10 protein-coding genes are annotated in these 11,942 nt (G+C 69.9%); 6 read left to right on the plus strand and 4 right to left on the minus strand.

Translation table 11 applies throughout. The features are described 5' to 3' along the window. Positions 1 to 211 precede the first annotated feature (211 nt). Together ACFY9I_RS01345 and ACFY9I_RS01350 are read right to left on the minus strand one after the other, a co-directional pair. Positions 212 to 997 carry a hypothetical protein gene (locus ACFY9I_RS01345; RefSeq protein ID WP_390994958.1) on the minus strand — a complete coding sequence of 262 codons (786 nt, stop codon included), beginning with the start codon at positions 995 to 997 and terminating at the stop codon, positions 212 to 214. 197 nt (positions 998 to 1,194) lie between these two features. Further along, positions 1,195 to 1,911, minus strand: coding sequence for an ANTAR domain-containing protein (locus tag ACFY9I_RS01350; protein WP_390994961.1), 717 nt, complete (start codon positions 1,909 to 1,911; stop codon positions 1,195 to 1,197). Between the two features lie 111 nt (positions 1,912 to 2,022). Between ACFY9I_RS01350 and ACFY9I_RS01355 the strand changes: the two genes are divergently transcribed. Then, entirely contained in the window at positions 2,023 to 3,132 is a 1,110-nt protein-coding gene (locus ACFY9I_RS01355; protein WP_390994963.1) for a PAS domain-containing protein, read from the plus strand. Between the two features lie 64 nt (positions 3,133 to 3,196). Here ACFY9I_RS01355 and ACFY9I_RS01360 read toward each other — a convergent pair whose 3' ends face one another. Beyond that, positions 3,197 to 3,991: a SigB/SigF/SigG family RNA polymerase sigma factor gene (locus ACFY9I_RS01360; protein WP_390994966.1), complete on the minus strand. Its 795-nt coding sequence runs from the start codon at positions 3,989 to 3,991 to the stop codon at positions 3,197 to 3,199. A 230-nt stretch (positions 3,992 to 4,221) separates the two neighbouring features. On the opposite strand from ACFY9I_RS01360, the gene ACFY9I_RS01365 reads away from it, so the two are divergent. The 4 genes from ACFY9I_RS01365 to ACFY9I_RS01380 all read left to right on the plus strand — a co-directional run bounded on the left by ACFY9I_RS01365 (position 4,222) and on the right by ACFY9I_RS01380 (position 9,700). Then, positions 4,222 to 6,039: a thiamine pyrophosphate-requiring protein gene (locus ACFY9I_RS01365; protein ID WP_390994968.1), complete on the plus strand. Its 1,818-nt coding sequence runs from the start codon at positions 4,222 to 4,224 to the stop codon at positions 6,037 to 6,039. Positions 6,040 to 6,221: 182 nt separating this feature from the next. Continuing rightward, positions 6,222 to 6,593, plus strand: coding sequence for a Helicase associated domain protein (locus ACFY9I_RS01370; protein WP_390994970.1), 372 nt, complete (start codon positions 6,222 to 6,224; stop codon positions 6,591 to 6,593). Between the two features lie 743 nt (positions 6,594 to 7,336). After that, positions 7,337 to 8,875, plus strand: a complete 1,539-nt coding sequence (locus ACFY9I_RS01375; protein WP_390995696.1) for a DHA2 family efflux MFS transporter permease subunit — start codon at positions 7,337 to 7,339, stop codon at positions 8,873 to 8,875. A gap of 189 nt (positions 8,876 to 9,064) precedes the next feature. Next, positions 9,065 to 9,700 carry a TetR/AcrR family transcriptional regulator gene (locus ACFY9I_RS01380; RefSeq protein WP_020276841.1) on the plus strand — a complete coding sequence of 212 codons (636 nt, stop codon included), beginning with the start codon at positions 9,065 to 9,067 and terminating at the stop codon, positions 9,698 to 9,700. Between the two features lie 16 nt (positions 9,701 to 9,716). Here ACFY9I_RS01380 and ACFY9I_RS01385 read toward each other — a convergent pair whose 3' ends face one another. Continuing rightward, on the minus strand, positions 9,717 to 10,418 hold the full coding sequence (locus ACFY9I_RS01385) for a TetR/AcrR family transcriptional regulator (protein WP_020276842.1): 702 nt from the start codon (positions 10,416 to 10,418) through the stop codon (positions 9,717 to 9,719). 212 nt (positions 10,419 to 10,630) lie between these two features. On the opposite strand from ACFY9I_RS01385, the gene ACFY9I_RS01390 reads away from it, so the two are divergent. Then, the gene (locus ACFY9I_RS01390) at positions 10,631 to 11,926 is read left to right on the plus strand and encodes an alpha/beta fold hydrolase (RefSeq protein ID WP_390994972.1); all 1,296 of its coding nucleotides are present in this window, start codon (positions 10,631 to 10,633) and stop codon (positions 11,924 to 11,926) included. Positions 11,927 to 11,942 lie beyond the last annotated feature (16 nt).

Below are 11,942 nucleotides of genomic sequence, written 5' to 3' on the forward strand. Positions count from 1 at the left end.
ACCCTCGGCCTCTCAGTACCCCGGCCCACGCGTCCCATGGGTCCCCGCGAGGGTTGCGCCGGTCACAGCGGCGACGGGTTCCGCGGGTGGGGGCCGCCTCTTGTCATGACGTCCCCTGTCATCCGGCGTCCACGCTGTCACGACGTCCGCCGTCACGACGTCCGCCGTCACGACCGTCGCCGTCATGAGATCAGCCGTCATGACAGCCACGTCATGACATCCACCGGTCCCGGTGGCGCAGTCGGTGCACGGCGGCGCCGAGCGCTCCCGCGATGAGGAGGCCGCCGGCGACGAGGGCCGGGACGGAGTCGGTGAAGGCACCGCCGTCACCCGCGTGGACACCGCGCTGGACCGGAGCGGTGTGCTGGGTGGCGTGGTGCGTGGGCTGGTACGACTGTGGGTCGCCGGGCGGGTACGGCTCCTTGTCCGTCGGCTGGTACGACCCCTTCCCGGACGGTTGGTGGGACTCCGTCTCGGTCGGCGGGTACGACTCCTTCTCGGTCGGCGAGTGCAGCTCCTGGTCAGCCGACGGGTACGGCTGCGGGTCGGACGGCGGGTCCGTCGTGGGGTGCTGGTCGCCGCCGAGGGAGACGTCGAAGGTGGTGCTCCACTGCTTCTCCTCACCGCCCGCCGGCGCCGGGCAGGTGCCGTCCACTCCCCACTCGGAGGAGGCGCCCTTCGCGTCGGAGGCGATATCGAAGTCCGCGGCGGGCGCGATCTTGGCGGTGCCCTGGTAGGAGGGCCCCGCCGAGTCGTCGCCGGGGACGCGCTGGAGCGTGACGGTGCCCTGTTCGAAGGCGTCCGAGCCGGCGTCGATGGTCTCGGGCGCGGGGCCGCCGGTGGGGTCGCAGGCCACGGAGATGGTGAGGGTGCCGCCCGGTGCGGGGGTGAGGGGGCTCACGTCGGGCGCCGGTTCCGCGTACGCGGCCGGGGCGGCGGCGCCCAGGACGGCACCGATCAGGGCGGTGGCGGACAGGACACGGGCAGTGCGGCGCATGGGCGGGGCTCCTTCGGCCGGCTCCGACGGACGGGGCACGACCGCCGTGCCCCGTGGTCCATCAGAGCGCCGTGCCCTGCGGGGCGCGCGTCGCCGGGCACCATTCGCGGGACGTGGGGCGGCCGAGTGGGTGAAGGTCCGCTCCGCCCGGGTTCAGCCGGTGAGCGCCCGCGCCCCTCGAAAGCCCCCGGAACCGCTCAGCCGGAGAGCGGGACCAATTCCTTCTCCAGGCCCCTGCCCCGCTTCTCCACCACCGCCGACGCGACGTCGGACAGCTTGCGGTTGGTGCACTGGGAGATGCGGCGCAGGACGGTGAAGGCGGCGTCGGCATCGCAGCCGAGGACGTGCATGACCATGCCGCAGGCCTGGTCGACGACGGGACGGGAGCGCAGGGCGGCGCCGAGTTGGTCGAGTTCGGTGAGGGCGGCCCGGTAGGAGCGGTCGCGGACGATGCAGGTCGTGGCGAGGTCGCCGAGGGCGCGGGCGGGGCCGCGCGGGGCGTCGTCCAAGGTGTGGGCACGGAAGCTGTACAGGCTGAGGGTCACGGTGAGACCCGAGCGCCGGAAGGGGAGCGTGACGCTGGACCGTACGCCCGCGTCGAGGGCCACGGCCCGGTACTCCGGCCAGCGTTCCTCACACAGCAGATCGGCGGAGTCGACGGGCTCACCGCGCTCCAGTGCGGTCGGGATCGGCCCGTCGCCCGAGCGCAACTGGACGGCGACCAGTCCGGCGAGGTCGGGGTGGGTGACCGCGGCGGGGTACTCGCTCCCGCTGTCGGACACCATGCCGCTGGCGCCGCAGCAGTCGTCGGTGCAACGGGCGGCCTGTTCGACGAGTTCGGAGAGCCTTCGGCCCGGATGTGCCGATTCCGGCGATTCCACGCCCAGCAGGCCGAGCTGTTCGGTTTCCGGCATCTCGCACGCCTCCTCTTCCCGATCGCCTTCCCGTGCGCCTTCGGGGAAAACGACGTTCGCGCTTTCGGTCCGGCCGTCCCCTCGACGCCTCCCAGGCATTACGTTCGTCGCATGACGCAGACGGACGAATTCGGTGAGGAACTCGCGGATTTCGTCCGCCGTGTCGCGGAACTCAAGGCGGCACGCTCGGTACCGGCCGATGATCTCCCGACGGTGCTGGACGCCGCGATCTTCGAACTCGACCATGTCGCCGACCGGTTGTGGCCCTGGTACGAGCGGTTGACCACCTCGGGCCCGGGCGGTGGTCTCTCATCCGCCGCCCAGGAGCACCAGTTGCTGAACGCCGTCTTCCAGCGTCTGCCGCTTCCCGTGGTGTTGATGGACCGGGAGACGGTGGTGCGCCGCCTCAACCAGGCGGCGACCGCCTTCACGGGCGTACGGTCGGGCTATGCGGCGGGCCGTCCGCTCAGTGGTTTCCTGGCCCACGCCGACCGGGTCGCCTTCCGCTCGCAGGCGGCGGCCGTGGCCCGTGGCGAGGGCGACCGGAGCCTCGTCGTCCATCTCCAGCAGCGCCCCTCGATACCGGTCCGAGCCACACTCACCGCGTTGCGCCCCAGCAGCGAGCCGCGCAGCACCGTTCTCGTCGCCCTCCAGCCCGTGGGTGAGCGGTTGCCCGTCGTCGAGCCGCTGCGCCCCCTGCCCAACCTCGCCGAGACCACCCGTCACGCGGCCCTCATGGACCTCGTCGACGCCATGACCACGGCCCTGCTCAGCACCTCCGCCGATGCCGCCCTCGACCGCGCGGCCCACGTCCTGCACGGCCGCTTCGCCGACTGGGTGGTCGCCGACACGGTGAGCGCCGGCCTCACCCGTACGACGGTCCTGGCGCCCTCGGAGGGGGAGGCGAAGCTGCTGACGGCTCAGGACCCCGCCACCTGCCCCCTCGTCGTCGACGCCGCCCGAGGCGGTTCCCCCGCCCTCCAGGTCCGCCCCGCCGACCCCGACGCCTTCGGCCGGGACGGCACCGGAGCCTCTGTCCTGGTCAGAGCCGACGTGACATCCCTGCTGACCGTTCCCCTGCCGGCCCCGGACGGCCGGATCAAGGGCGTCCTGACCCTCTTCCGCTCCGGGGCCCGCCTGGCCTTCTCGATGGCGGAGGCCCGGACCATGGACACGTTGTCCCGCCACATAGCCCTGGCCATGGACAGACGGGCCCCCTGAGGGGTCCGTGCGGCCCCGGACGCAACATTCGACGTCGGACGTCGAAGAGCAAGCTAGGCGAAAGCTAGGCGACATCCCTCATCACCTGGTCGCGCAACCGGTCGCAGCACCGGCTGATCAACCGCGACACATGCATCTGGGAGATCCCCAACTGCTCGGCGATCCGGCTCTGCGTCATGTCCCCGAAGAACCGCATGTACAGAATGGCCCGCTCACGCTCCGGCAACGCGGCCAGCCGGGGCTTCACGGCCTCCCGGTCCACCACGGTGTCGAGTGCGGGATCGATCGCTCCGAGTGCGTCGCTCAGCGAGTACCCGTCCTCGCTCCCGGGCAGCTCCGCGTCCAGTGACAGGGCGGTGAAGCTCTCCAGGGCCTCCAGGCCGACCTGGACGTCCTCCTCGCTCATGTTCGCGTGCGCCGCGATCTCCGCGACGGTGGGCCGCCGCCCGGAGATCGTCTGGGACAGGTCCTGGCTGGCGAACCGCACACGGTTGCGCAGGTCCTGGACCCGGCGCGGCACGTGCAGGGTCCACATATGGTCCCGGAAGTGCCGCTTGATCTCACCGGTCACGGTGGGTACCGCATAGCTCTCGAACGCGTTGCCGCGCTCGGGGTCGTACCGGTCGACGGCCTTGACCAGACCGAGCGAGGCGACCTGGCGGAGGTCCTCGTAGCTCTCGCCACGGCTGCGGAACCGGCCCGCGAGCCGTTCGGCCATGGGCAGCCATGCTTCGATGATCTGTTCACGCAGGGTGTCCCGCTGCTGACCGGGGGGAAGCGTGGCCAGCTTGCGGAATGCTTCCGCGGTGTCGGGGGCGTCGTCGTGGGGGTGGTGCTTCGCGTTCACCTGAGTACGCATGGTGCGTCGCAACTCCCTATTGGTGCTGGGATGGACGGTCACCGTGGGGGCGCGGACGTGCACGGCGGACAGCACACCCGTGATGGAAACATCGCCTCTTCCACGGACGTGCCTCCTGTCCGAAGCACTGTTAATGCGCCTGCCCCGGATCATGCCGGGCAAACACCTACAGGTTTTTCCCGTCCCCGGCGGGTGACTCGCTCGGAGAATCACACCCGGGAGGTTCCAGTATGAGCACCACCGTCGGCGATCACATCTTGCAGCGGCTGCGCGCATGGGAAGTCGAACAGGTATTCGGGTATCCGGGCGACGGAATCAACGGTCTGCTCGCGGCCTGGGGCCGGGCGGAGGACCGGCCACGGTTCATCCAGTCGCGGCACGAGGAGATGTCGGCGTTCCAGGCGGTCGGGTACGCCAAGTTCTCCGGTCGGCTCGGCGTGTGCGCGGCGACCTCGGGCCCGGGTGCGATCCACCTGCTCAACGGGCTGTACGACGCCAAGCTGGACCATGTGCCCGTGCTCGCGATCGTCGGCCAGACGCACCGCAGCGCGATGGGCGGCTCGTACCAGCAGGAGGTCGACCTGCACACCCTGTTCAAGGACGTGGCCTCGGACTTCGTCGAGACCGTGACCGTGCCCGAGCAGTTGCCGAACGTCCTGGACCGGGCGATCCGCACCGCGTACGCCCGGCGGGCGCCGACGGCCGTCATCGTCCCCGGTGACGTGCAGGAGCTGGAGTACTCGGCGCCGACCCACGATTTCAAGATGGTCCCCTCCAGTCTGGGCGGCGGCGCCTGGACGGCGGTGCCCTCGACGGAGTCGGTGGAGCAGGCCGCCGAGATCCTGAACGCCGGGGACAAGGTCGCGATCCTCGTCGGGCAGGGCGCCGCCGGGGCGCGTGCCGAGGTGGCGCGGATCGCCGAGCTGCTCGGCGCGGGGGTCGCCAAGGCACTGCTCGGCAAGGACGTGCTGAGCGACGAACTGCCGTACGTCACCGGCTCGATCGGTCTGCTGGGCACCCGCCCCTCGTACGAGCTGATGCGCGACTGCGACACGCTGCTGACCATCGGCTCGTCCTTCCCGTACTCGCAGTTCCTGCCGGACTTCGGCAAGGCGCGGGCCGTGCAGGTCGACATCGACCCGCACATGGTCGGGATGCGCTACCCGTACGAGGTGAACCTGGTCGGCGACGCGAAGGCGACGCTGGAGCGGCTGATCCCGCTGATCGACCCGGAGCGGGGCCGCGAGTGGTTCGACGAGGTGTGCGCGGGCGTGGCGCGCTGGCGTGAGGTGACGGCGCGGCGGGCGGAGCTGTCGGCCGACCCGATCAATCCGGAGCTGGTGGCCCACGCCCTCGATCCGCTGCTGCCGGCCGACGCGATGATCTCCTCGGACTCCGGTTCGGCGGCCAACTGGTACGCACGGCACATCACCATGCGCGACGGCATGCGCGGCTCCCTGTCGGGCACGCTGGCGACGATGGGGTGCGGGGTGCCGTACGCGATCGGTGCGAAGTTCGCCCACCCGGACCGGCCGGCGATCGCCCTGGTCGGGGACGGGGCGATGCAGATGAACGGCATGGCGGAACTGATCACGGCGGCCAAGTACAAGGACCGCTGGGAGGATCCGCGGCTGGTGGTGGCCGTCTGGAACAACCACGATCTCAACCAGGTGACCTGGGAGCTGCGGGCGATGGGCGGCGAGCCGTCCTTCCTGCCCTCGCAGGAGCTGCCGGACGTGCAGTACGCGGCCTTCGCGCGCTCTCTGGGGCTGACCGGCATCCGCGTGGAGAAGCCCGAGGACGTCGAGGCGGGCTGGCGCGCGGCGCTGGCCGCCGACGGGCCCGCGGTGGTCGAGTTCCTCACCGATCCGGCGGTGCCACCGATCCCGCCGCACGCCACCTGGGAGCAGATGGAGTCCACGGCCGCCTCGATCCTCAAGGGCGACGCCGACCGGGCGTCGATGGTCAAGCAGGGCTTCAAGGCGAAGATGCAGGAGTTCCTGCCGGGCGCGAGGGAGAAGGGCAAAGGCGGTGTTGAACGGCACTGAAGAGTTCAGTTGCGCACGAAACAGTTCAGCGGTCAGTTCAGTAGCGCGGTGAACTGTTCAGTGCCATACCTAGCATCGTGGTGTGGCTGAAGGTCCCAACGTCCCGCCACGTGTCCGAGTCAGCTGTCCCCGGCCAGCAGCGCTGCAGCGCACCCCAGATCCGGCTTGCGGCCCGAGGAGCAGTGGCGAATGGCCTCACACCACGCACATCCTGTTTCTCCCTGCGGTGCACCGCGCCGACCACAGTCCCCAGCGGTGAGCAGCAGTGGCTGCTCGGCGAGGTGCTGGGCATCGAGCCTCTTCCGGAGCGACCGCCCGTCCCCGCGGTCTCTCCGCGGCGCAGCCGGGCGCAGAAATGGGAGGCGAACTTGGCGGCGTCCCGCCAGTACCGCACCCGGGAGGGGCATCTGAACGTACCTCGATCGCACATCGAAACTGTTGACGGGGCGGAGCTGGCCCTCGGTGTGTTCATCGCCAACGCCCGTACTCGCAAAGCGAGTCTTGCTCCCGAACGAGTGGAGGAGCTGTCCGCTGTTGGTATGCGCTGGCAGTGAGTCGGGGAAAGGGGTCAGCTGGGCCGTGGTGGGCGTCGGCCTCGCACACGGTGAACGGACGGGCCTGAGTCAGCGGGGAGTCAGCCCGGGCCGTGGCAGTGCACGCGCGGCGGGTGCACATGGGCCGCTTGGGGAACTGTGGCCGCTGCCAAGCGAGTTCACGCGTCTACGGCCGTAGCCGCCTGCATGCGGGGCCGGCCCAGTTCCGCCGTGCCGCCCCGAGACGACGCGTTCACCACGGGGCACTGGCCCCTCCAGCCCGCTGCCCTCCACCCAGCCTGGTGTCGATCCAAGCGATCACCAAAACCCTGCGCCCCTACGGCCACCAGACCGGCCGCCTGCGCCTGGACCGCATCCTCAACGAAGCCCAGCACACCAACGACCCCCTCCACCCCATCCGCCGCACAGCGGTTCTCCCGACTGCGCCGGATACCTCTGAGCGGGCAGACCAGGCCGGTTCGACATCCGTTAATCCGGCTAATCCGGCTTGAGAGCTCCACTCCGACAACTGCCGGGCTGGAGTCGGGGCACGGGCCGCGGACAGCCGCCGAGCCTCCTACCAGTTGCCGACGCCACGTGCCATATGTCACTTGGAATTAACTTGGCACTTGACTGCCACATGGCACTTGATGCCATAACGTGGGTTCATCCGATCGAACCGTGAGTTCAGGAGAACCCTCACCGTGAGCAAGTCCACCGTTGCCGAAGCTCCCGTCCAGAAGCCGGTCCCAGCCGCCTCGGGCATTCGCCGACTGCGCGGCCATCCGTGGCTCTCGCTGCTGGCCGTCGCGCTCGGCGTGATGCTCGTCGCACTGGACGGGACGATCGTCGCCATCGCCAGCCCGGCCATCCAGAAGGACCTGGACGCCTCACTCTCCGACATCCAGTGGGTGACCAACGCCTACCTGCTGGCCCTCGCGGTCAGCCTGATCACCGTCGGCAAGCTCGGCGACCGCTTCGGGCACACGAAGATCTTCCTGATAGGTGCGGTCGGCTTCGTCGCCTCCTCCGCCGGCATCGGCCTGACCGACGACATCAAGGTCATGATCGGCCTGCGCGTGGTGCAGGGCTTGTTCGGCGCGATGCTCCAGCCGACCGCGCTCGGCATCATCCGCTCCACGTTCCCGGCCGAGAAGCTGAACTCCGCGATCGGCATCTGGGGCGCGGTGGTCGCCGCGTCCACCGCGGCCGGCCCGATCGTCGGCGGTCTGCTGGTCGAGCACGTGAACTGGGAGTCCTGCTTCTACATCAACGTGCCCGTCGGCATCGTCGCCGTCGTCATGGGTCTGCTGTTCCTGAAGGACACCGAGCGCGACCAGAACTCCAAGTCCTTCGACGTCCCCGGGATCGTGCTGCTGTCCGGCACCCTGTTCCTGCTGGTGTGGGCCCTCATCAAGGCCCCCGACTACGGCTGGGGCGACACCAGGACCCTTGGATTCCTCGGCGCCACCCTGGTCGTGGGCCTGCTGTTCGTGCTGCGTGAGCGCCGCACGAAGGAGCCACTTCTGCCGCTGCGACTGTTCCGCTCCCTGCCCCTGTCGGCGGGCGTCGTACTGATGCTGATGCTGTCGTTCTGTCTGTTCGGGGCCATGTTCTACATGACCTTCTACCTGCAGAACGTGCACGGCATGAGCGCCGTCGACGCCGCCGTGCGGATGCTTCCCCTCACGGGCCTGATGGTTGTCGGCGCACCGCTGGCCGGCGCGCTCATCAATCGGTTCGGTCCGCGGCCGCCGATGGTCGCCGGCATGCTCCTGACGGCCGGAGCCCTGTTCGGTCTCGCCGGCCTCAACACCGGTTCGGGCGCCAACGACACCCTGGTGTGGTTCGGCATGCTGGGCCTCGGCCTGGCCCCGATCATGGTCGGCGCCACCGAGGTCATCGTCGGCAACGCCGAGGTCGAGCTGGCCGGTGTGGCCGGCGGTCTGCAGTCCACCGCCATGCAGGTCGGCGGTACCCTCGGCACCGCGGTCCTGGGCGCGGTGATGACGGCCAAGCTCAACGACGTCTTCGCCGAACGCTGGTCGGCCGCCCACCTGCCGCCCCTCAGCGGCGAGCAGCTCGCCCAGGCCAAGGAGGCGGTCTCCGTCGGCGTCGCCCCGGTCGCCCCGAAGACACCGGCGCCCGTCGCCGAGGTCATCACGAACATCACGCACAGCGCCTTCATGGACGGCATGCATCTCGCGTTCGTCGTCGCCGGCGTCGTCGCACTCGTGGGCGCCGCGATCGGTCTGCTGACCAAGGAGGGCCGCAAGGTCGAAGGCGCCGCCGTGCACATCTGACGTCCTGACAGGCGGACCCGGCGGTCCGCCCGCAGGCGCGGGGAGCGCGCCGCCCGGCATCGAGCGGAGCCGGACGGAAGACCACGAAACACTCCCCGCTCGGCCGGGGCCCTCGTGGGGACGGCGGGCCCCGGCCTCTCCTTCTGCCCTGTGGCAGACTTCCAGCGGAAAGAGCGGAGGCAGGACGACATGACGGCTGAGGCGAAGCCCGGTCTGCGGGAGCGCAAGAAGATGCGCACCCGGTATGCGATCATCTCGACCGCCGTAACCCTGTTCGTGGAACGCGGTTACGACGAGACCACCGTCGCCGAGATCGCCGAAGCCGCCGAGGTTGCTCCCCGCACCTTCTTCCGCTACTTCGCGACCAAGGACGAGGTCGCCCTGGCCCTGATCACCGAGGCCGACGAGGCCATCTTTCCCGCCCTGGAGGCACGCCCGGCCGAGGAGCCGCCGGTTACCGCGTTCGCCAACGCGGCCCGTACCGTCGTGGAGCAGCTGATGGAGGCCGACGACGGCACCGGCGAACTGTGGACGCGCATCGTGTGGCTGCTGGAGAACTCCCCGCCGCTGCTAGCCGCCTATTTCCAGCGCCTCCTGTCGATCGAGGACCGTCTCGCGCGCAAGCTCGCCGAGCGCGAGGGTGTGGACCCGGACACCGACCTGCGCCCCTTTCTCGCCGTCGGCGCGGTCGGCACGGCCCTGCGCGCCGCCCATCACCGCTGGGCGGCTCTTCCCCAGGGCACGGCGGAGGATCTGGCCCGGCTGCGTGAGCAGGCCCTGCAGATCTTGAACGAGCCCCTCGACCGTCACTGGCGGGAGGGCTGAGCTCGGAGTCGAGGCGTCAGGCGATGTCGCTGGGGCGACGGGAGCCGGCTGTGATCCGATGCGACGAGCTCCTTGACGTCAGGGCGGCGAGCCGGTCGAAGACGTCCTGGGCGGCCTCCGCGTAACTGAGGCCGTGGGCGACGGCGTTGCGTTGGAAGAGGCGGAGCAGGGCCATCGTCGTGGAACTCCACACCTTGGCGTCCATCTCGTCGAGTTCCGGGTACCGCACACGCAGCGCGTCCGCGAGATGGTCCTCCCAGACGACAGTGCGGAGGTTGACAGCCGCCATGAGGGTCTCGGACTGCTCGGTCATCGGAGCCAGGGCGCGGAAGAGGTCCCCGTATTCGCGACACCAGGCCACGACGGCTTCGGTGAGCGTCGGCAGCACCTCGGCCTCGGGTTGCCCCACCGTCTCGATCAGCTCCATGAGACGTGCGTTCGTCTGGTCCCAGATGTCGAGGATCACGGTTTCCTTCGACGGGAAGTACCGGAAGAACGTCCGTGACGTGACCCCCGCGTGCGCGGCGATCTCGCTGACCTTCACGTCGTCGAAGCCCCGTTGGGCGAAGAGCGCGACTGCGCTCGTGCCGAGCCTGCGCGCGATGCTCCTGGTGTCGCGCAGGGTCGTTCCGCGCCGCTCCTCGGTGACCGCCGCGACTCCTTGTACGGCGGCGAGCAGCGCGGCGCTCGCTCCGGTGGCCCAGCTCTCGTCCCTCACCGGGCCAGGCTAGCGAATCCGGCGACAGGCGACTGTTCAGGCGTTCGACCGCCATTGATTTCCATCACGTTTCCCCACCTCTTGCCACACCCAGGTTCGTGTCATACGGTGACACCGACTTCGAGTCACAGTGTGACACGAAATGGACGGCCGTACGGCATGGCCCGTCGGCCGCTTCTCTCCCCTCCCGGCACGCAAGGAAGCGGGCTCCCATGACTGCTCTCGTCGATCGACAGAAGATCCTCGCGGCGGCCGGTTCCGACAAGGAACTGGCCTACAAGCTGCGCACCTACTCCGGCCGCGTCCGGTTCGATCTGCCCGAGGGGGCGTTCGACCTGGTGGTCGAGGACGGTGTCCCCGCCAGGGCCGAGGAGGTGCACGCGGACCTCGCCGCCGATGTGACCTTCTCCGCGCCGGCCGAGTTCTGGTCGACCGCGTTCTCCGCTGCTGTCCCCCCGGCCGGCTACGAGAGCTGCGTCGTCGGCATGACCCGCGGTCTGAGGATCGTCGGCGACTTCGGCGGCACCGTCGCCCCCTGGCAGAGCGGCTGGGCCCGCCTGTACCAGGTGGTGCGCGAGACGGTGGCCGGCGCGCCGGTCCGCAAGCCCTTCCAGGACCCCTTCCGCGAGACGGACAACGCCGTCGGACGGTACGTCTACGTCTCCGCGAACGGCCAGGAGGCACGGATCTACTACGAGACCTCCGGCCACGGCCCGATCCCGCTGCTGCTGCAGGCGACCGCAGGCGCCGACGGCCGCCAGTACCGCCACCTGCTGGCCGACCCGCGGATGCAGGAACGCTTCACGATGTACGCCTACGACCTGCCCTACCACGGCAAGTCGCTGCCTCCGATCGGGGTGCGCTGGTGGGAGGAGACCTACCGCCCCGGCCGCGACGGCCTGATCAACTGGGTGGTCGCGATCGCCGACACCCTGGGCCTGGACAACCCGTACTTCATGGGCTGCTCGGTCGGCGGCCAGCTCGCCCTCGACCTCGCGGCCGAACGCGGCGACCGCTTCGGCGCGTTCATCTCCCTCAACGGCTGGTACGGCAACCCGCCGCTGTTCGACGGCTTCTCCAACGACATGTTCCGTACCCCGTCGATCGCCGACAGCTACGCCCCCGCGCTCAACTTCGGTGCGACCGCGCCCCAGGCACCCGAGCCGAACGCGCACGAGACGTACTGGATCTACCGCTCGGCGTTCCCCGGCATCTACGCGGGCGACAACGACTACTTCGCCTACGAGCACGACCTCAAGGAGAACGGGCACAAGATCGACGCCCACGCGAAGCCCGTCTACGTCGTCACCGGCGAGTACGACCCGGCCAGCGACGACGACGTCAACGGCGGCCCGGCCGTGGAGAAGTTCATCCCCGGCGCCAAGTTCATCAAGGTCGCCGGGCTCGGGCACTTCGCCCCCTGCGACGACCCAATCGGGTTCGGCGACGCCATCGTCCCGATCCTCGACGACGTCATCGCCAAAGCTGCCTCCGCCGGCCAGTCCTGATGCCGCTCCCACGAAG

The organism is Streptomyces sp. NPDC012510 (assembly GCF_042955065.1).
Classification (GTDB): Bacteria; Actinomycetota; Actinomycetes; order Streptomycetales; family Streptomycetaceae; genus Streptomyces.

Bases quoted from the DNA above. Each gene is read 5' to 3' on its own strand.
- ACFY9I_RS01360 (WP_390994966.1), bottom strand. From the start codon at position 3,991: ATGCGTACTCAGGTGAACGCGAAGCACCACCCCCACGACGACGCCCCC.
- ACFY9I_RS01390 (WP_390994972.1), top strand. From the start codon at position 10,631: ATGACTGCTCTCGTCGATCGACAGAAGATCCTCGCGGCGGCCGGTTCC.
- ACFY9I_RS01355 (WP_390994963.1), top strand. From the start codon at position 2,023: ATGACGCAGACGGACGAATTCGGTGAGGAACTCGCGGATTTCGTCCGC.
- ACFY9I_RS01345 (WP_390994958.1), bottom strand. From the start codon at position 997: ATGCGCCGCACTGCCCGTGTCCTGTCCGCCACCGCCCTGATCGGTGCC.
- ACFY9I_RS01350 (WP_390994961.1), bottom strand. From the start codon at position 1,911: ATGCCGGAAACCGAACAGCTCGGCCTGCTGGGCGTGGAATCGCCGGAA.
- ACFY9I_RS01365 (WP_390994968.1), top strand. From the start codon at position 4,222: ATGAGCACCACCGTCGGCGATCACATCTTGCAGCGGCTGCGCGCATGG.
- ACFY9I_RS01380 (WP_020276841.1), top strand. From the start codon at position 9,065: ATGACGGCTGAGGCGAAGCCCGGTCTGCGGGAGCGCAAGAAGATGCGC.